This window comes from Larkinella harenae (genome assembly GCF_054780515.1).
Window position 1 is genome coordinate 74,512 of record NZ_BAAGWE010000003.1, and the last position, 20,722, is coordinate 95,233.

10 protein-coding genes are annotated in these 20,722 nt (G+C 50.9%); 3 read left to right on the plus strand and 7 right to left on the minus strand.

Annotated elements, in window-relative coordinates:
* Positions 1-48: 48 nt before the first annotated feature.
* The 5 genes from ACYVH9_RS17355 to ACYVH9_RS17375 all read right to left on the minus strand — a co-directional run bounded on the left by ACYVH9_RS17355 (position 49) and on the right by ACYVH9_RS17375 (position 6,333).
* Positions 49-2,751, minus strand: a complete 2,703-nt coding sequence (locus ACYVH9_RS17355) for an ABC transporter permease (RefSeq protein WP_460637657.1) — start codon at positions 2,749-2,751, stop codon at positions 49-51.
* Positions 2,748-3,086 (minus strand): PadR family transcriptional regulator, encoded by a 339-nt coding sequence (locus tag ACYVH9_RS17360; protein WP_460637658.1) that lies wholly within the window; start codon positions 3,084-3,086, stop codon positions 2,748-2,750. Before ACYVH9_RS17360 ends, ACYVH9_RS17355 begins: the two co-directional genes overlap by 4 nt.
* A gap of 221 nt (positions 3,087-3,307) precedes the next feature.
* Entirely contained in the window at positions 3,308-4,324 is a 1,017-nt protein-coding gene (locus ACYVH9_RS17365) for a T9SS type A sorting domain-containing protein (RefSeq protein WP_460637659.1), read from the minus strand.
* A gap of 102 nt (positions 4,325-4,426) precedes the next feature.
* Positions 4,427-5,752 (minus strand): Gfo/Idh/MocA family protein, encoded by a 1,326-nt coding sequence (locus tag ACYVH9_RS17370; RefSeq protein ID WP_460637660.1) that lies wholly within the window; start codon positions 5,750-5,752, stop codon positions 4,427-4,429.
* 377 nt (positions 5,753-6,129) lie between these two features.
* Entirely contained in the window at positions 6,130-6,333 is a 204-nt protein-coding gene (locus ACYVH9_RS17375; RefSeq protein ID WP_460637661.1) for a hypothetical protein, read from the minus strand.
* Positions 6,334-6,667: 334 nt separating this feature from the next.
* On the opposite strand from ACYVH9_RS17375, the gene secA reads away from it, so the two are divergent.
* On the plus strand, positions 6,668-10,042 hold the full coding sequence (secA, locus tag ACYVH9_RS17380; RefSeq protein ID WP_460637662.1) for a preprotein translocase subunit SecA: 3,375 nt from the start codon (positions 6,668-6,670) through the stop codon (positions 10,040-10,042).
* Between the two features lie 831 nt (positions 10,043-10,873).
* Positions 10,874-11,818, plus strand: coding sequence for a 3-oxoacyl-ACP synthase III family protein (locus tag ACYVH9_RS17385; RefSeq protein ID WP_460638159.1), 945 nt, complete (start codon positions 10,874-10,876; stop codon positions 11,816-11,818).
* Between the two features lie 39 nt (positions 11,819-11,857).
* Here ACYVH9_RS17385 and ACYVH9_RS17390 read toward each other — a convergent pair whose 3' ends face one another.
* Both ACYVH9_RS17390 and ACYVH9_RS17395 read right to left on the minus strand, forming a co-directional pair.
* Entirely contained in the window at positions 11,858-13,717 is a 1,860-nt protein-coding gene (locus tag ACYVH9_RS17390; protein ID WP_460637663.1) for a M1 family metallopeptidase, read from the minus strand.
* Positions 13,718-14,119: 402 nt separating this feature from the next.
* On the minus strand, positions 14,120-17,059 hold the full coding sequence (locus ACYVH9_RS17395) for an FAD-binding and (Fe-S)-binding domain-containing protein (RefSeq protein ID WP_460637664.1): 2,940 nt from the start codon (positions 17,057-17,059) through the stop codon (positions 14,120-14,122).
* 691 nt (positions 17,060-17,750) lie between these two features.
* Between ACYVH9_RS17395 and ACYVH9_RS17400 the strand changes: the two genes are divergently transcribed.
* Positions 17,751-20,675 (plus strand): SusC/RagA family TonB-linked outer membrane protein, encoded by a 2,925-nt coding sequence (locus ACYVH9_RS17400; RefSeq protein WP_460637665.1) that lies wholly within the window; start codon positions 17,751-17,753, stop codon positions 20,673-20,675.
* Positions 20,676-20,722 lie beyond the last annotated feature (47 nt).

Genomic DNA, 20,722 nt, shown 5'->3' on the forward strand with positions numbered 1-20,722 from the left:
CGATGTCAACCAAGTTGGCCCCTTTCGCCCGCGTCTCCTTTAAACCGTTCACTCGCTTCGTAGAGTTTTGACCGGATTCATCAGGGCGGCTTTGATGCTTTGGTAACTGATTGTCAGCAAAGCAATACCAACAGCCAGGGCTCCGGCAAGGACAAAAATCCACCAGGAAATAGCAATCTTATAGGCAAAATCGTCCAGCCACAGCCCCGCGGCATACCAGGCAATCGGAGCCGCAATAAAAATAGCCAGTAGAACCAGTTTCAAGAAATCCCGGGAGAGCAGGGCCACAATGCTGATGACCGAGGCCCCCAACACTTTCCGCACCCCGATTTCCTTCGCCCGTTGCGTAATGGTGTACGACGATAAGCCGAACAAACCCAGTGACGCGATTAAAACGGCCAGGAATGAGAAAAAAGAGGTAATTTTTCCAAAAATCTGATCTTCACGGTATTGCCGGTTGAATTGCTCATCCATGAAGAAGTACGAAAATTCATTTCCCGGAAAAAACGCCTGGTATTTTTCTTTCACCCGATCAATCGTTTGATCCACATCACCCGGTTCCACTTTGAAGGAATAAAAACCCCCATTGGCGTAGAAGGGTGCGAAAACAATCGGTTCAATAGCATGCCGTAACGATTGCTGGTGAAAATCCTTCACCACACCTACGATTTCCCACGTCCGCCCAAACAGCGTAAATTTCTGACCCACCGCCGAAACCGCATCACGCAGGCCCAGCAACCGAACCGTCGATTGGTTAATAATGGCTTTGGTAACTTTGCTGCCATCCGCGTCGGAATCCGTCGGCAGAAAATTCCGGCCCGCCAGCAGCTTGATTTGGTAGGTATCGAAGAAGTCATAATCAACGGACATGCGACTCACTGTCAACCCCTTGCCTTCCTGATCTCCCGCCCGCTTCATGTTGAATGTGCGCGGCAACCGGTTGCCCAGCAGGTTGACAGAAGCCGTTGCGGCCTTAACCCCGGTAAGTTGCTTCACCTCAGTCTTGAAGCTGTTGATCCGTTCGATCGACGTGGAATCCCAGCGGGTCAGGTCGGGGCCAGTGACAACCAGCATCTGATTCATGTTGAACCCGAGGTTTTCTTTTTGCATGAACTCAATCTGCCGGAACACAATAAACGTTCCGATGATTAGCACAATCGAAGCCGTGTATTGAAAAACTACCAGCGACCGGCGTACCCACCCCCCCTTTGCCGACCGCTTGAAACTGCCCTTTAACACCTGAATAGCCTGAAAAGCCGAAAGAGCAAACGCCGGATAAAATCCGGACAAAAGTAGTCCCACTCCAAAGGTTCCGACCAACGCCAGTGCCATCCAGCGTCCTCCATATCCCTGACCCATCAGCAACGAGAACGACAGCGGCTTACCAACCAACTGATTCATAGCAGGTTGAAAAGCCATTGTTAACAGGAGGGCAACCAAAAAAGCAACAAGATTCAGCAGAACCGATTCCGACAAAAACTGACCGATCAGTTGACCCGACGTGGCACCGGCCACTTTCCGAACGCCCACTTCTTTAGCCCGTTCCAGCGATCGGGCCGTGGCCAGATTGATGTAATTAACCCAGGCAATCAACAGAATAAAAGCTGCGATGATCAGCATCGTCCAAACCGCTTTCCCATTGTTTACCAGCCCAATTTCGTATTCATAATCCGAATACAGATGAGCGCGCTGCAACGGTTGTAGATAAAATTTTTCCACACTTCCCGATACCTGATCACCTTTGAAATACCGTTCACTGAAGGCCGGAAATTTCTGTTCCAATTGACTAACATCCGCACCCGGTTTCAGCTTCAGGTAATGCCACATATCGGAACCATCCCAGCTTGTATTTACCCAATCCCCCCATAACCGAACCAGTGTCTGATAGGAAACCAATGCCCCGAATTGCAGGTGGGAAGCAGCCGGAACGTCTTTCATAATACCGGTTATTCGGTACGGTTCCGTATCCAGGTCAATGTATAGAATCTGACCAATCAGGCGCATATACTCATCATTCGATTCGGCACCGAAAATTCGCCTGGCATTACGCTCCGACAACACCAGGCTATTCGGCGCTTTCAGAGCAGTTTTTGCGTCTCCGACCAGCAAGGGGAAGGTGAAGAAACGCAGAAAATGCTCATCCGCGAAAAAGATGCTTTCCTCCTGAAAAATAGATTTTTCCCGGCGCAGTTTACTCCTTCCGCCCTGTACCAGCGTTGTATAGGCTTCTACCTCTTTGTAATCTTTCGCCATTGTTTTGCCAATGGTCGGATACGTGATAGTTCCGTGCTGGATGAGCTTTCCCTGTTGAAACCGGTCGTTGGTAACGCGGTAAATTCGGTCGACGTCCTTATGAAACTGGTCAAAATTCAGCTCGAAGCTGACATATTCCAGAATCATCAGACAGGCTGTAATGCCTGCAGCCAGCCCCATGAGGTTGACAAATGAAAAGAACTTGTGTTTCCACAGGTTACGAAAAGCGATTTTAACGTAATTCCGGATCATAGCGGGGCTCAAACTTGACAATTGACGATGTGTTGCGGTACGGGTTCGTCGGCGGACAAATGGCGGCAAAACCGTTATTACATTGAGTACGTACCGTAGCGTAGCCTGCGTTTTTCCAGCTCGTTGATACCAGTAAGCGTATAATTCTTCCAGATCTCCTTCAACTTCTTCCAGGGTCTCCGTCGGATGTAACCAGTTGAGCAGGCATTCTGCCCAACGGGGCGGCTTTGGATGAGAGGGTTTCATAAACCGCTTATTTTCAAGGCGTGGGGCGGCACCAATTGCCAGAGTTGGTTTCGCAGTTGCTGAATGTCCTGTAGCGCCCGGCTTCCTAGGGCGGTTACCCGAAATAACCGCTTGCGTCGCCCACCGCGCTCGGTTGTAGCGCCCCCCAGTTCAGAACTGACGAAGCCTTTTTCTTCCAACCGAATGAGTGTGTTATGAACGGTTCCGAAGGCGGCAAGGCGGCCCGTATGCTCTTCCAGCGCCTGGCTGACGGTTACCCCGTAAGCTTCGCCGTCCAGGATGGCCACCATCAGCAAGACGATTTCTTCAAATTCACCTAAATAGGTACGACGCATGGGCTGAAAGAATTTGTTTCTATTTTATCGTACAAATCCTTTGCCAAATCCAAAAAGGGGCTTCGTAGCGTCTATTCAGCGGTTTTGATGAGCACTGGTGTCCAAATACGGACACCTTACGTCCCCAACCGGACAGCGGTTAGTAGTTTCAAATTGAAAAAAGAGAGGCAACAAAAAAGCCGGAAACCCTCGGTCTCCGGCTTTCCCATACGAGAGTTTGGCTATTTAGAAATGATTAGTTTAACGGCTTTCTGTAGATCCTCCCCTTTCATGGAGCAGAAATACATTCCGGCAGCGACCTCCTGCAACGCGACCTTTGTTTCGTATTTTCCGATGCTGTGATGTTTACGGGCCACCAACGTCTGCACTGTACGGCCCTGCGCATCCACCAGATCGATGCTTATATTGCCCGCCGAAAGCAGTTGGTACCGAATCGTCACTTCCACGGTTGCCGGATTGGGAGTCACCATCAGCAGTTCGGTACCGAGCAACTCGTCTACGGCGGCTACCCCAACCGTCTGTACGCCAGTCCTGCCCGTTGGCTTACTCGTTGCCAGAGCGTTATGGTCCACCAGCGTTGGTTTTTTAAATTCTATTACTTTCTGAACGTCATTTTTACAATACCGTTCTTCAGCCCGCACAAACGCTTTGACTGGTGACTGAATCGTTATCGCATTACTGATGTTTCCGCCCAGCTTGTTCAGGATTTCATTTTGAACCAGCTCGCCCGTTTCCACAATTCGTACCACTCCTTCCTGCGCTGTTGAGGGAAATGAAAACAGGGGTACCGGCACGCCAGCTTTCACTTCGCCAACATCAACGGTATGGGGAGCCATCCCGACCTGATGGATGGCGACGCCTTCCATGGCGGCAATCGGTGACAGTGCTTTTGAAGCAAGCAATTCGTTGTCAAATACAAAATCCGTCCAAGCACCGTTGATACTGGTTATTTCCAGTTTGGAATCACATCCGGAACCGGCTTCCGGCGACGTAAACCCGTTCGGTGTAACGATGCTAAATTGCCCGGTTACCAATCGGTGCGTGCTCGATATGGAGGGTATATACCAGGCCGTCACACGCTGGTTGGCTTTATCATACGTTAACCGAAAATCAACAGATTGATCCTTTGCATTTTTCTCCGTGCATTGCGCGACAGCAACGCCCATTCCCACGAATCCAGTACATCCGATCAATGTTGCTCTTCGCAGAATAGCAGCCAGGCTCATTGTTATTTCCATAATCATTTTTGACAGAATATTTTTTGCACAAGCATACTTGTTTAGAAGGTATTCGGTCCTGAAAGTCACTATTTGGACTTCAAAAATGATTTCGCGGATTTCTTACAGCTTAGGAAGCGTCCACTTGCCGTTATAATTTGCCCTTACCAGCCTGTCTGCCTTCTCATTACCAACCACTTTGTTGGTGTCGGCATCCCAGAAAATATTCTGCCCGGTGCGATAAGCAATGTTGCCCAAATGTGCATGCAGCGCCACATCCCGACCCGCTTCGACCGGACAATTGGGCTTCTGTCGGCTCCGAACGCACGAGACGAAATTGAGCGTATGGGTGTCCAGGTCTTTCCCGTTACCAAACTTCGGCGGCTGGGCCGCAACCAGGTAGTTTCCCGCTTCGATTTCCGGAAAAACCTCCCATTTGGACCGGTCGATGACAACTGTTCCGAGGTTGCCGATAAAAGCAACACCGTGCTCCCGATCAAACGGACCACGCCCTGTGCCGAGCGACTGCTCCCACTGGATCGTAAAGTTGCCGTAATCATACACCACCTGCAAGGTATCGGGTGTTTCGCTGGCATGATCCGGAAAACCGTACTTTCCGCCCACTGCCACGACGGATTTGGGGGCTGTCACGTTCATCCCGGCCAGGGCAATATCAATCATATGAGCCCCCCAGTCGGTCATCAAACCACCGGCGTAATCCCAGAAGTACCGAAAGCTACGGTGAAACCGATTGGTATTAAAAGGTCGTTTGGGAGCTGGTCCCAGCCACATGTCATAATCGACACCCGCGGGAACGGCGGTGTCTGGCTGGGCCGGAAACGTTTTTCCATAGGGCATATACGCCCAGGTTTTTACGGAACGGATTCGTCCAATCTTACCCGACCGCACCATTTCCAGGGCATCGTTCCAATGCTGTCCACTGCGTTGCCATTGCCCCACCTGTACGATTCGGTTGTGCTTCCGGGCAGCTTCTACCATCAGGTTGCATTCTTCGATGGAATTGGCCAACGGTTTTTCCACGTATACGTCCTTACCAGCCTGGCAGGCATAGACGGTTTGCAGGCAGTGCCAGTGATCGGGCGTTCCGATGATGACGGCGTTGATCTCTTTGTTTTCCAGCAATTTCCGGAAATCGCTGTACAGTGTCGGCTTTTTACCCGTTTTTTGCTCCAATTCCGTAGCACGTTTGCTCAACACGTTGCTATCCACATCACACAAAGCAACACACCGAACGCCCGGATGTTTGAGCATGGAGCTCAGGTCAGACCAGCCCATGCTGTTGCAGCCGATCAGCCCCACCACGACTTCGTCGGCGGGCGCGGTTGGCGGTTGAGAAGCCAGCAAATCAGGGGATAAGGCCGTCGTCAGGCCCAGCCCCGTGGCAAGTTGGGACGATTGCCGGAGAAATTTTCTGCGTGAAGAAGTCATGAAAGGTTCAGGAATAATGAACCAGCAAATTAGCATAATCCTACTGAATCTCCGTATTCTTCCAACACCTTTTCACCATTTACTGTTCTGTATGATTCAGCTGATTTTCAGTTGAAAACCATTTTACCTTACGTCTCCATTTTCACAGAAAATAGGCGATGACCAACCCGGGAGGTTGCGTCAACCAGCCACAAACTAATGGCTACCTGAATGGGACTGTGATCGGAGGCATTTCCGTAAAAAGGCGGGCACTCGTTACCCAGGGCTGGCGGTGGCTTTGTGAATACTGATCAATCCACTCTTTATACAGACCCGTGTTGAAATTGGGGAATTTTTCCGGATTGAACGTATCAAAAAACGTCAGCGGTTCTACGGCATTAAATTTGCCACGATTGGTATCGAAAAAAGCGGCAACTCTTTGTCGCTGTTCCGCTCTTCAACCACCACAACATATCCGGGTCCATTTCTGAAATGACACCGGAAAGATGGTTTCGGCGGGTGCGGACGGTCGTGTTCAGTGCATGTTGCAGAATGGCGTTATCCGGTCGAAAATTGCCATTGGTATCGAACAGATCGTTCATTCATTCCCTATTCCAGAGCAATACCTTGAAGCTTTCCAGAGCGATCCTGTTAACGATAGCGTTATACTTAAATTTATTATGGGCGTTTCTACCGAAAAAGAGCGGCCTTATCGACCGATTGTCAGGCTAGTTTAACGGATATTTCGTGTGATTTTTCGAATCATTTAGCGACAGGTTAACCGGTATAAATGACGGTTTTCCACTTTATGGAGCCGTTTATCCAAAATCTGGAGGTATACCGCAATGAAACTGATTCAGAAATTGTTACTATTCTATGGCGTAAACCCCTAATTTTGCAGAACTTTATTGAAACATCCGTTTAATTCATATTCGAATGATTAACCTCATAACCAAGGGAATTACCAAACTCTTCGGCACCAAGTCGGATCGGGACATTCGCGAACTGCTCCCGTACGTCGAAAAGGTGAACGCCGAGTTTCAGAAATTACAGTCTCTCTCCAACGACGAACTCCGGAATGTAACCGTTGAACTGAAACAGATTATCGCGCAACGGTTGCAACCCATCGATACCCAACTTACTGATCTCCAGAAGCAGGTGGCCGACCAGCCCGATATGGACGTTGATGCAAAGCAACGCATCTTCAACCAGATTGATAAACTCGAAGCCGACCGGAATAAGGAACTGGAAGTGGTTTTGCTCGACATTCTGCCCCAGGCGTTTGCCGTGGTCAAAGAAACCGCCAAACGATTCAAGGAAAACGAACAGCTGGAAGTAACGGCCCAGGATTTCGACCGTGAATTTGCCGCCCGCAAGAAACACATCACCATTACCGGTGACAAAGCCTACTGGGCCAATAGCTGGGATGCCGCCGGAAGCACCATCAAATGGGACATGGTTCACTACGATGTACAGATCATCGGGGGAACGGTTTTGCACCAGGGTAAAATTTCCGAAATGGCAACCGGGGAAGGAAAAACGCTCGTTGCAACGTTCCCGGCTTACCTCAACGCCCTGGCGGGTCGCGGGGTTCACATCGTAACCGTCAACGATTACCTGGCCAAGCGTGACTCCGAGTGGATGGCTCCGCTGTTCGAATTCCACGGGCTACGCGTCGATTGCATCGATAGACACCAGCCGAACTCGTTCTCGCGGAAACAGGCATATCTGGCCGACCTCACCTACGGGACCAACAACGAATTCGGTTTTGATTACCTGCGCGACAACATGGCCCGCAGCGTCGACGAACTGGTGCAACGCAAACACCACTTCGCGATGGTTGATGAGGTCGACTCCGTCTTGATCGACGACGCCCGGACGCCGTTGATTATTTCCGGCCCCGTGCCCCGCGGTGACGAACAGGAATTCTCCGAACTAAAACCGCGCATCGCCCGTGTTGCCGAAGTGCAACGGAAACTGGTTCAGGACCTGTTGAACGAAGCCAAAAAGAAAATAGCTGCCGGTGACGAGAAAGAAGGCGGTTTGGCGCTCTTCCGTGCCCACCGCGGTTTGCCCAAATACAAGCCTCTGATTAAATACCTGAGTGAAACGGGAATCAAGGCCATCATGCAAAAAACCGAATCGGTTTACCTGGCCGAAAACCAGAAGCTGATGCCCGAGGCTGATAAACCGTTGTACTTCACGATTGATGAACGGCACAACAGCATCGATCTGACCGAAAAAGGAATTGACTACATCACCGGTTCCGGCGAGGATCCGAACTTCTTTATCCTCCCCGACCTGTCGATTGACATGAACAGCATCGATAAGAATCCGGAGCTGGACGAGAAGGAAAAAATCCTGCATAAAGAAAACCTGATCCGGGATTATTCGGTCAAAACACAACGGATCAACACCGTCAATCAGTTGCTGAAAGCATACTGCCTGTTTGAGATCAACGTCGATTACGTCATCATGGATGGTAAAATCAAGATCGTTGATGAGCAGACGGGCCGGATCATGGAAGGCCGCCGGTGGTCGGACGGTTTGCACCAGGCCGTTGAAGCCAAGGAAGGCGTGAAAGTAGAAGACGCTACGCAAACCTACGCGACCGTCACGCTGCAAAACTACTTCCGGATGTATCACAAGCTGGCCGGGATGACCGGTACGGCCGAAACCGAAGCGTCGGAGTTCTGGACCATCTACAAACTCGACGTCGTCGCCATACCGACGAACCGGCAGATCGTCCGAAAAGATGAAGAAGATAAAGTATATCGCTCGGTTCGGGAGAAATACAACGCGGTGGTTGATGAGATTGTAAGTCTGGTCGAAAAAGGTCGCCCGGTGCTGGTCGGGACAACATCCGTTGAAAATTCAGAATTGCTCAGCCGGATGCTGTCGTTACGCAAAATTGCCCACCAGGTCCTGAATGCCAAGCAACACCAGCGGGAGGCCGAAATTGTGGCTGAAGCCGGTAAACCCGGAACCGTGACCATTGCAACAAACATGGCCGGCCGGGGTACGGATATTAAGCTAACGCCGGAAGCGCGGGCTGCCGGTGGTCTGGCCATCGTTGGTACGGAGCGGCACGAATCCCGGCGCGTCGACCGCCAGTTGCGCGGTCGGTCTGGCCGGCAGGGAGACCCCGGAACGACGCAATTCTTTGTTTCGCTGGAAGATAGCCTGATGCGGCTTTTCGGCTCCGACCGCATCGCGAAAGTGATGGACCGCATGGGGCTGGAAGAAGGCGAAGTGATTCAGCACTCGATGATTACAAAATCCATCGAACGCGCGCAGAAGAAAGTGGAAGAAAACAACTTCGGCATTCGGAAGCGACTGCTGGAATACGACGACGTGATGAACTACCAACGGGAGGCCATCTACAAACGCCGTCGGAATGCACTGTTTGGCGATCGTTTGGCGCTCGACATTGCCAACACCATGTACGACGTCTGCGAGGATCTGGCCAATAACAACGAAGGCAACTACGACGAGTTTACGTTGCAAACAATAACGGCACTCGGGTTCGAAACCAGCATCACGCGCGACGACTTCAGCCGCTTGAAAGCCAAAGATCTGGCACAGCGCTTGTACGGAGAAGCTGATAAGCATTACCACGACAAGAACAACGCCATTCGGGAAAAATCCGGACCGGTGCTACAATCCATTCTGGCAGAACGGGGTGCTATGATTCAGGACATTGTTGTTCCATTCTCCGACGGCCTGCGCGAATTGACCGTGGTATCCAACCTTCGCAAAACCGTTGAAACGGAAGGCCGGGAACTGATTACAGAAATGGAAAAAGCCGTTTCTCTGTCGGTGATCGACCAGGAGTGGAAAGAACACCTGCGCGAAATGGACGACCTGAAGCAATCGGTACAGAATGCGGTTTTTGAGCAGAAAGACCCCTTACTGGTCTACAAATTTGAGTCCGTTGAACTGTTTAAGCGGTTTTTGAGCAAGGTCAATTTTGACACGATCAGTTTCCTGACCAAAACGGATATTCCGGGCCAGGAAGCCGAAGAGGTTCAGCAGGAAGTTCGGCAAGCTCCCCCCCAGCGTCATCCGGAGCCGCAGCCCGAACTGCACACCAATAAGGAAGACCACGATGAACCCGTTGCCGGTGGCCCGCAGGAATACGCCCGAAAAATGGCCACTGCTGAGAAGCAGGCGCCAGTTCGTTCGGTAAAAGTGGCCAACCGCAATGAGAAAGTAAGCGTTCAGTACATGGACGGTACGATCAAACGGGACGTTAAATACAAAGTCGTCGAGAATGACTTACAGAGCGGGCGGGCGGTTTTGATCGACTAACGGTTAGGGAGTTACGGTTTTCTGTTTACAATGGGCCGTTGTAAACAGAAAACCGTAACCTATAAAAACCAGCACCCGTATCTGCTCCACCCGAGCCACCTTATACGCAAGACGGTTACCTGGAACTTGAGCGCAAAGCGGAGAACAAAAGTGACTAGTAATGGTGAACTATTTGCGATGGCAGTCGCATTTCGTAACCATAACCGGATTAAGGAAGATCCATCGATTGGAATTGGATACGACTTAACAGGAAAGCATTTTCAGACCTTCTCCTCCGGTATGCGGCTTCATATTTCTTCCAATAGCCTATACACGTTTCCCGGATTTGCTGATTATTTGCGGAGGACCACAGTTGCTGGATGCGCGGTTGAATACCATCCTTAATCCAACCCCTATTGTTGAAGTGCTTTCCGAAAAAAGCCAAGAACTATGATTGGGGAAAGGAGTTTATGCTGTACCGCAACATTCCTTCTTTCCGGGAATATATTTTGATTGATTCTGAGCATGTTTGCGTAGAATCCTGGTTTAAACCGGAGAAGAGCTTCTGGACACTTCGTTAGAAAACTGACCAGCCGGATAAAGTGTTGACTATTCAGACGCTTGATTTTACCTTTTCACTTCGGGAAATTTACGGCCAGACTGTGGGCTTATTGAATTAGGCAATGTGCATGCCACGGCGTCTTACCATACTTAAAGTTGTTGTTACATTTAATTTAAAAAGAAAGAAAGATTTTATAGTATTGTTCTAATTTTCAATACTACGCTTTCCCGGAAATACTTAATTTCCGGCGTGGAATCAACCTTGCTGATTCCTTTCTTTCATTTCGTATGATGTATATTCATGCAGTTAGCCATTACCTTCCCAGCGAAGTAGTTGGCAACGAACACTTTACCAAGCTCAATGGATTGTCGAGCGAATGGATTATCGAACGGACAGGTATTCGGGAGCGTCGCAAAGCAGCTCCGGACGAAAATACAAATACCATGGCGCTGGAAGCCGTTCGGCGCCTGTTCGACCAAACAACGATTGAACCGTCCCAGATAGACCTCATTGTTGGTGCCACTTATACACCCTATGACACGATCGTTACCCTGGCTCACGTTGTTCAGCACAATCTGGGTGTAGCCGATATCCCGGTTGTCTCCATCTCAACGGCCTGCTCATCGCTCATCAACGCCATTGAAGTCGTCGAGGGCTATTTTGCGATGAATAAAGCGTCGCTGGCCGTTGTTGTTGTTTCGGAGCACAACACGGCGTACAACAACGATCTGGATACTGTATCGGGGCATTTATGGGGCGACGGAGCCTCAGCGTTGCTGATTTCCAAAGAACGCATCAGCGACAGCGACATGACCATCCATTCGATCATCACGGGCGGGGCTGCTACCAGTGGCAAAGCGACTACGGGGGTGATGCTGAAACCGCTGGAGAAAGGGGTGATTATGCCCCACGGCCGCGATGTATTCATTCACGCCTGCCAGTATATGCCTAAGGTTAGCGTTCAGGTACTGGAAAAGCACAACCTGACGATCGACGATGTGGACTACCTGATTCCGCACCAGGCTAACCTCCGCATTAGTCTGAATGTGATCAACACCTTAAAGCTGCCCGAAGAGAAGCTTCTGTCCAACATTCAGAAACTGGGCAATACAGGCTGTGCGGGATGCGCCATTGCCTTATCCGAAAACCGCTCCCGGTTCCAGAAAGGTCAAAACATTGTGCTGACGGTTTTTGGTGGTGGCTACTCATTTGGTGCCATGCTCGTCGAAGCCTAAAAAACAAGGAGCGTTCAGATTGTCTGAACGCTCCGGTTATCAATTTGCGGTTGAAGAGGACGGCCCGCTGTTGTTCCGCCAGCTATTGTTTTTGGGGTTGATGTCCGGTAGTTTCTCATCCGGGTCAATGGTGACCGATCGAATAGGAGCCGTAGTGGGCTGCTTAAACGTCCAGGTACCACCCCGCTGCCAGATCTCGACCGGCAGGTTGACGCGCGTTTTCTTGCCACCCACTTCTTCTACCTCGATGGTGACGGGCATCGCCCATTTTTCCAGGTTCTCAATGGTAATTAAGGAGCCTTTCTGCGGGTCCTGCTCCACGTATCGTACGTCTTTCACCGATTGATCCAGTTTCCAGTTTTCGTAGAAATAGCCGCGCCAGAACCAGCCCAGATCCTCCCCGGCGGCATCTTCGATGGTCCGAAAGAAATCATACGGCGTCGGATGTTTGAAAGCCCAGCGTTGCACGTACGTTTTGAAGGCGTAATCGAAGCGGTTGGGACCTAAAACAACGTCGCGCAGCATTTTCAGGCCCATGCCGGGTTTGTAGTATCCCATCACGCCCAGGTGCAGTGGTTGCAATACATCCGGAATGGTCATGATCGGTTCATCGATATTAAACAAAGCCGGGGCAATATCGTGCATCGTTCCCCGCTGGCGATTGTACTCGCCTTTGTTGAAGTTGGCGGTCGAAAGCATGTTGATGAACGTATTAAACCCTTCGTCCATCCAGGCATATTTCCGTTCGTTGTTGCCCACAATCATCGGGAACCAGTTGTGACCAAATTCGTGGTCGGTAACGCCCCAGAGAGCTTCCTTTTTATCGCGCCGGTCGCAGAAAACAATGCCCGGATATTCCATTCCGCCCACGATACCGGCCACATTGGTCGCAACCGGATACGTGTATTCCATCAGGTAACTTGAATAAAACTCGATACAGCCTTTCACGTACTCCGTTGAACGGTTCCAGGAATCGTCGGTTGCGCTCTCAACCGGATAGGCCGACATCGCCAGCGCCTTTTTTCCGCTCGGCAGATTGATCCGGGCTGCATCCCACACAAAAGCTTTTGAGGTAGCCCAGGCTACATCGCGGGCATTCTGACAACGAAAATGCCAGGTCAGACGCCCCGACTGCTTCGGTCGGCTTTTCGGATCATTGACTTCCTCTTTTCCGCGCAATAAAACCGTTTTGTCGCTGCCGCGGGCCTGATTCATCCGACGCTGTTGCTCGGAGGTCAACACCTCGCCGGCATTTACCAACTCACCAGAGCCCACCACAATATGATTCCAGGGCACATCGATGGTGTAGTCGTAGTCACCGTACTCAAGGTAAAATTCACCGGCCCCCAGATAGGGCAACACATTCCAGCCCTCAACATCATCGTACACACACATGCGCGGATACCACTGTGCGATTTCGTAGATCAGGCCGTTGCGGGTCTGCTGGGTTCCCATCCGGTCGGAACCGTAGGTTGGAATCTTGAACGAATACCCAATTTTCAGTTTGATAACACCGCCGTCGGCCTTCAGCGGTTCAGCCAGCCGCACCTGCATGCGCGTGTCGTTGACCAGGTAATCGGCGGTTTTGTTTTTTCCCTGATCGACGGTTACGGATTGAATCGTATAGCCGCCCATAAAACCCGTATTCCCGTACCGGCCACCGCGCACAGGCGTCGTTTTGCCCGCCCGGGAGGTATCGGAGAAGGCATTTTGGTCCAGTTGCAACCACAGAAATGACAACGCTTCCGGACTGTTGTTTTTGTACGTAACCTCAACCTCTCCGCTCAAAACGTTCTGTTCCTCATCAAGCCGAACGTTAATCTTGTAATCGGCCCGATTTTGCCAGTAACGCGGCCCGGGGGCTCCACTGCTTGCCCGGTAATCATTGCCAGGCTGCATGTTAAATAATGGATGAAAAAGTTCGTGTGGATCGTATTTCGACGTTGAGGATTGAGCTCGGACTTCGGCGAACATGCAAACGAATCCGATTAGAAAAATCAGTTTATTCATGAAGATAACGAATGATATATTTTATAACGTTCAACGCCGACTATTCTACCTGCTGGCGACTACATTTTAAACCAATCGCGGAAACTGGCGGGACGTAGTCCAAGGTAACTGTAGGCAAACGCCAGTAAACAGTTAACCAATATACCGACTCCGACGATAGCGATTTTGCCACGCATTCCCGGCGACTGATAGAATAGGACGCTAGTGACAAGCCAGGTAACGACCATCGACAAGACAATCAGTATCTTCAACCCTCTTATCATTTCGCCAGCTTATCAGTCCTGTTATACGTTAAACCAAGGCTTCGTAGAGAATTTCCGCCGGGTGTTTGGCCTTGCGTCCTGTCCCGTCCTTAATCTGATGGCGGCAACTGGTTCCGGCAGCCGCAATGATCACGTCGTCGGCCTGTTTCCGAACCGTTGGGAACAACACCAGCTCTCCAATCTTCATCGATACATCGTAGTGCTCAGCTTCGTATCCGAATGATCCGGCCATGCCGCAGCACCCCGACGGAATCAGCTGCACGGTATAGTTCTTGGGCAACGACAGCATTTTCTTCGATGGAACCAGCGACGAGACGGCTTTCTGTTGGCAATGGCCATGCAGTTTGATCAGCCTTTTTTCGGACGTAAAAGCGTTTTTTGAAATAGCCCCTTTGTCAATTTCACGGGCAATAAACTCTTCAAAGGTTAGCGCACTTTCCGCAATCCGCCGGGCATCGGGCAACATCGACTCATCGACCAAATCCGGGTACTCATCACGGAAGGCCAGAATCGCCGATGGTTCAATCCCCACCAGGGGCGTTTCAGTCGTAATCAAATCTTTCAGCAACTGAACGTTCTTTTCCGCCAGCCGTTTCGCCTGCCGTAGCAAGCCTTTCGACAAGGCTGCCCGCCCGCTTTCACCGTGCTCCGGAATGATCACCTCATAACCCAGCTTTTTCAGCAACAGCACGGCTTTTTTGCCTACTTCTACATCGTTGTAATTCGTAAACTCATCGCAGAAAAGATACACTTTTCGAGCGGAAGCTCTCTGCTGTAATCCTGCCTTTTTCGCCCACCTCCGTAAGGTCGTTGAATGCAGCAGTGGCATGGTCCGGTCGGGGTGAAAACCGATAACGCGGTTGGCCACCCGACGTAGCGATTCCGTACCCAAAACAGCATTGTACGCCCAGGGCACCCACGACGCCAGACCGGACAAGCTCGAAAAATTGGCAATCAGGCGGCTGCGAACCGGCACGCCGTTGGCCTCCTGATAGTGTTGCAGGAATTCCATTTTCAGCTTGGCCACATCCACGTTGGACGGGCACTCGGCTTTACAGCCTTTGCAGGCCAGGCACAAATCGTAAACTTCCTTGATTTCCTTGTTGTCGAAGCGGTTTTCTTTCGGCGACAACGTCAGCATTTCGCGCAGGATGTTGGCCCGCGCCCGCGTCGTTTCCTTTTCGTTGCGGGTCGCCATGTAGCTCGGGCACATGGTTCCACCCGATAGCTCGGTTTTCCGGCAGTCGCCCGAACCGTTGCATTGCTCCGCGTGCTGCAGAACATTCTGCTCATGAAACCGGAAAAACGTCTTGAACTCCGGCGTCTGCTGACCGGCTTCGTACCGCAGAAACGTATCCATTGGGGGTGTTTCCACAATCTTGCCGGGATTGAAAATACCGTACGGGTCCCAGACTTGCTTGATCTCCCTCATCAGTTCGTAATTTTTCGGCCCAACCATCAGCGGAATAAATTCACCGCGCAACCGTCCGTCGCCGTGTTCGCCCGACAGCGAACCATCGTATTTCTTCACCAGATGGGCAATCTCCTCAGCGATTAACCGGTATTGCTGGTGCCCTTCTTTCGTCTTCAGGTTGATGATGGGCCGCAGGTGAATCTCTCCGGAACCCGCGTGCGCATAATGGACCGCCGACATACCGTTTTTGGTCAGAACGGCGTTAAAATCGCGGATGTAATCGGGCAGATCGTGTACATCGATGGCCGTATCTTCAATCACGGCCACGGCTTTGGCGTCACCCGGCAAATTGGCCAACAGACCCAATCCGGCCTTCCGCAAAGTCCAGATTTTCTTGGTATCCTCGCCGAACAGAACCGGGAAGTGGTAGCCCAGGCCAGCCGCCCGCATTTCAGCTTCCATTGCTACAGCTCGCTGCGCAATTTCGTCGCGGTTGTCGGCACCGAGTTCCACCACCAGAATAGCGCCCGGATCACCCTGCACGAAGAAACGATTTTTCCGCTGCTCAATATTATCCTTGGTGCATTCCAGAATGTAATGGTCAATCAGCTCGACGGCCCGGGGCTGGTATTTCAACGCAATCAGGTTGGCCCGCAGCGACTCATCGACGTCGTTGAAGTGCACACAAACCAGGCCGAGTTCTTTCGGGGGCAAGGGCACGATGTTCAGTTTAATCTCAGTCAGGAAGCAAAGGGTTCCTTCCGAACCGGCAATCAGTTTACAATAGTTAAAATCCTCCGCTCCTTCCGTGAAGGGTGCGGTTTCCAGCAATTCATCCAGCGCATAGCCTGTATTGCGCCGTTCGATACTCCGTTTGGGAAACTGCCGTCTGATTTCAGCCTGATTGCCCACGTTGGCTAAAATTTCGTTGGTCTTCCGATAAATATTATCCAGCAACGAAGCACTCCCGTTCTTTTGGATACCGGTGCTGATCAGGTGTTCAAATTGTGCGGTTTTCAATGGGCCAAATTCGGCTTCGCTTCCATCAGACAACAAGGCTTTGACCGCCAACGTGTGTTCACGCGTCGATCGATACACAACCGAGTTGGAACCACACGAATTGTTTCCTACCATCCCCCCGATCATAGCCCGGTTGGCCGTTGAAGTTTCTGGCCCAAAAAACAAACCGTACGGTTTCAGAAACATATTCAGCTCGTCGCGCACCACACCGGGCTGAACTCGTACCCACCGTTCCTCTTCGTTCAGCTCCAGGATTTTGGTGAAATGCTTGGAGACATCTACAATAATACCATTGCCCACAACCTGACCCGCCAGCGACGTTCCGGCAGTGCGGGGAATAAGCGACGTGCGGTGTTCCCGGGCAAATGCAATCAGTTTCTTAAGATCACCAACCGACTTCGGAATGGCAACAGCCAGCGGCACTTCACGATAAGCCGAGGCATCGGTGGCATATAACGTGCGGTGGGTGGAATCGGTGTAAAAATCACCTTCTAACTGGGCAGAAAGTTGTTGTAACGTCTCCTGATTAACCATAAAAGACTTTATCCAAGCCTGAACCCGCTCAGGTTCAGAAAACAGTACCGTATTTTTTAGCCTTAAAGGTACGAATTTTTCCAGTATGCTGGTCGAAATATGCAAACAGGAATTCAGAGACCATATTCAAATAATGCAATTTATCACTCACTTTGTCCGGCAAAAATCCCAGATAATCCGTAGCTTGTTATACTATAGATTGTTATTCTCCGACCTATCTGCCTGCTTTTTCGCTGAATTTCATGCAGGGAGTTTGCCGACCACCAGAAGTCCAAAATCATCTTAAGATAATTTTAATCTTTATATGTTGTATTATAGATGCTGTTTATTGTAATTTGCCCATAGATATAGGCAGTATATTCAACAAATTATAAGTACGATACTAATTTTCAAAAACAACTCCACGGGTCAAATCGTTAATGGGGAGGTTTATTGTCGCCGTATCGTGCTTATCCATTGAATAGCCAGTCTATACGGCTTCTAAGCCTTAGTACACATATCACTTTCACCTATTCTAATTGAACCTATGATGAATCCTTCTATCAGATTCAATCATGAGCGTAAAATGCAATCCCGTTCGGAGAATTCCCAACGGCCTTTTATTCAAAAAAGGGCATTCGTAACTCTTCTGTTATCACTTACGTTCATTCTCTGCCTTAGCCAAAAGCAGGCATTTGCCCAGGATCGCACCGTGACTGGTACGGTTACCTCCGTTGAAGACAACTCTCCCCTCCCCGGTGTGACGGTCCAAATTAAGGGCTCTAACCGCGGAGGCACAACCGATGCAGACGGGAAATACAGCCTGTCTAACGTGCCTGACAATGCAACGCTAATTTTCAGCTTTATCGGGATGACGACGCAGGAAGTCGCCGTAGGAAGTCGTTCAACGGTTAGTGTCTCCCTGCAAAGTGATCAGAAACAATTGCAGGAAGTTGTGGTAGTCGGCTACGGTACCCAACGGGTTAAGGACGCTACCGGTAGTGTAATCGCGCTGGGACCACAGGACTTTAACAAAGGGGTCATTGCCTCACCGGAACAGTTGCTCCAGGGCCGGGCAGCCGGTATTCAGATCACCCCGGCCAGTGGCGAACCCGGAGCGGGCGTCAACATCCGGATTCGGGGTACTACTTCGGTTCGAAGCAACAATAATCCGCTGTTCGTTATCGATGGGGTCCCTTTGGATGGCGGTGATGTATCGGACGGTGGACGCGATTACGGCGCCGGAACACAGGCAGCCCGGAATCCGCTAAACTTCCTGAACCCGGAAGACATCGAAAACATTTCCGTCCTGAAAGATGCTTCAGCAGCCGCTATCTACGGAGCACGTGGTGCTAATGGGGTGGTTCTGATTACGACCAAAAAGGGTAAAGCCGGTCAGAAGTCATTCAATCTCAGCGCCAACACCAGCATTGGTACAACACTGAAGCGGTACGACCTGCTTTCGGCAGGAGAGTACGCGGCTGCCGTGACCGCAGCGGGTGGTGATGCCAGCTCTCCGGCCGTCAATGCCGGCGCTTCTACCGATTGGCAGAAAGAGATTTTCCGTACCTCCATCTCGCAAAACTACAACATGAGCTACGGGGGTGGTAACGACGATACGCGGTACTACATGTCACTGGGTTATTCTGATATTCAGGGTGTTGTAAAAAAATCAGACCTTCGTCGGATCACGGGCCGTATCAATGCCACCCATGAATTATTCAACGACAAAGTGGTGCTGGATCTGCAATTGACCACTTCGGGCGTCAACGACGTTTACGTGCCTAACAGCGATAATGCCGGTTTCGAAGGAAACTTGATTGCTGCCGCCATTCAGTCCAACCCCACTTATCCGGTGCGCGATGCGCAGGGTCGCTTTTTTACGCCGGAGGGCTATAATGCTCAGGGCCAACCGCAGGGTAATGCATTCCGCAACCCGGTTTCATTGCTGGAGATGATTGACGATCAGGGCCGTACCCGCCGTACGCTCGGCAATATCGGAGCCACCTGGCGCATTCTCGATGGTTTGTCGTACAAGTTCAACCTGGGACTCGACAATTCTGTATCGGAACGCCGAACATCAATTCGCCGGAACATCCCCGGTTTTGACATTCCGAACAAGGCCGGACGTGCCATTATTCAGAACCGCGACCGAAGCTCCACGCTTCTGGAACACACCTTGAATTACAACCGAAAACTGGGACCGGGCAACTTCGACGGTTTGGTAGGTTTTGCTTACCAGAAATTCCAGAACCGGGGCAGCTTTATTCAGGCAGAACAATTCCTGCCCGAAGCAGACGAGTTTTTTCCGTATGCCAACAACATTAGCGCGGTTAATAACCAGGGAAGCACAAAGGCGTATTTCGCCGGGTCAGATCGTAACCAGAGCGAATTGCAGTCGTATTTCGGCCGGGTAAATTACAACATCAACGACCGGTACTTGCTGACAGCAACTGTTCGGGTTGATGGCTCGTCAAAATTCGGTCCAAACAATAAATACGGCGCGTTCCCGTCGTTTGCGGGTGCATGGCGAGTGTCGGACGAATCGTTTCTGGCGGGGAAAGGCGTAGACCTGAAAATGCGCGTCAACTGGGGTCGCACGGGTAACCAGGAGTTTCCGCCGAACCTGACGCAATTCCGCCGGGGTTTCGATCCCAACAACGCGGCTTCTTCGCCCGATATCACACCCAATCCGAATTTGCGCTGGGAATCAACCCGTCAGTGGGGTATTGGGGCCGATCTGGGCTTCCTGAAAGGTCGTCTGACCGCCACCATCGATTACTTTGACAAGAACACCAGCGATCTGCTTTTCGAAGCCCTTTATGCTCAACCTGCCCCGGCCCGTTCGCGCTGGATCAACCTCGACGCTAACGTTATCAACCGCGGTATTGAGTTAGGCATCAACTACGACGTTGTAACGGGTCAGGACTTCACCTGGACGGTATCAGCGAATGGTACATACCTGCGCAATGAAGTGACCAACTTCAACGGTCTTTACAACACGGGAGCGATCAACGGCCAGGGTCTGTCGGGAGCCTACGCACAACGCATCGTCGGTGGTCGGCCGCTGTTCTCATTCTTTATGCCTACTTTTACGGGCTACGACGATCAGGGTTTTGGCGTTTACACCGATCCAGCCTTGGGCCTAAGCTACCAGGGAACGGCTATTCCAAACTATAACTGGGGTTTGACCAACAACTTCGGTTATAAGAACTGGAATCTGACCATGTTCTGGTCTGGCGCGGGTGGCAATTACATCTACAATAACACCACCAACGCCATCTTCACGAAAGGGAATTTGCGCAACGGTCGCAACGTAACGAAAGACGTGGCTTCCAGCGAAGAAAATGCGGTAAACCCACCTTTGGTTTCTACCCGTTTTCTGGAAAAAGGAGATTTTGCCCGCTTGTCCAACCTGGTGGTCAGCTACAACTTACCGCTGCCCAAAAGCAGCGCGATTCGCAATTTGCGTTTCTCCCTGACAGGTCAGAACCTGTTGCTGATCACGGGCTACACCGGCCTGGATCCTGAGGTCAACACCAATAAAGCAATCGACGGCATTCCGTCTCTGGGGATCGACTACACGTCTTATCCTTCGCAGCGTGTGTTTACGTTTGGCATTAACGCCGGATTCTAAACCGTTCAACAGACTGCTTTTTCATTCATTAACATTTGACATAACCA

Coding starts and splice junctions, on each gene's coding strand:
- ACYVH9_RS17365 (WP_460637659.1), bottom strand. CDS start 4,324: ATGGAAATAACAATGAGCCTGGCTGCTATTCTGCGAAGAGCAACATTG.
- ACYVH9_RS17390 (WP_460637663.1), bottom strand. CDS start 13,717: ATGCAGCCTGGCAATGATTACCGGGCAAGCAGTGGAGCCCCCGGGCCG.
- ACYVH9_RS17385 (WP_460638159.1), top strand. CDS start 10,874: ATGTATATTCATGCAGTTAGCCATTACCTTCCCAGCGAAGTAGTTGGC.
- ACYVH9_RS17370 (WP_460637660.1), bottom strand. CDS start 5,752: ATGACTTCTTCACGCAGAAAATTTCTCCGGCAATCGTCCCAACTTGCC.
- ACYVH9_RS17395 (WP_460637664.1), bottom strand. CDS start 17,059: ATGGTTAATCAGGAGACGTTACAACAACTTTCTGCCCAGTTAGAAGGT.
- ACYVH9_RS17355 (WP_460637657.1), bottom strand. CDS start 2,751: ATGAAACCCTCTCATCCAAAGCCGCCCCGTTGGGCAGAATGCCTGCTC.
- ACYVH9_RS17375 (WP_460637661.1), bottom strand. CDS start 6,333: ATGAACGATCTGTTCGATACCAATGGCAATTTTCGACCGGATAACGCC.
- ACYVH9_RS17360 (WP_460637658.1), bottom strand. CDS start 3,086: ATGCGTCGTACCTATTTAGGTGAATTTGAAGAAATCGTCTTGCTGATG.
- secA (WP_460637662.1), top strand. CDS start 6,668: ATGATTAACCTCATAACCAAGGGAATTACCAAACTCTTCGGCACCAAG.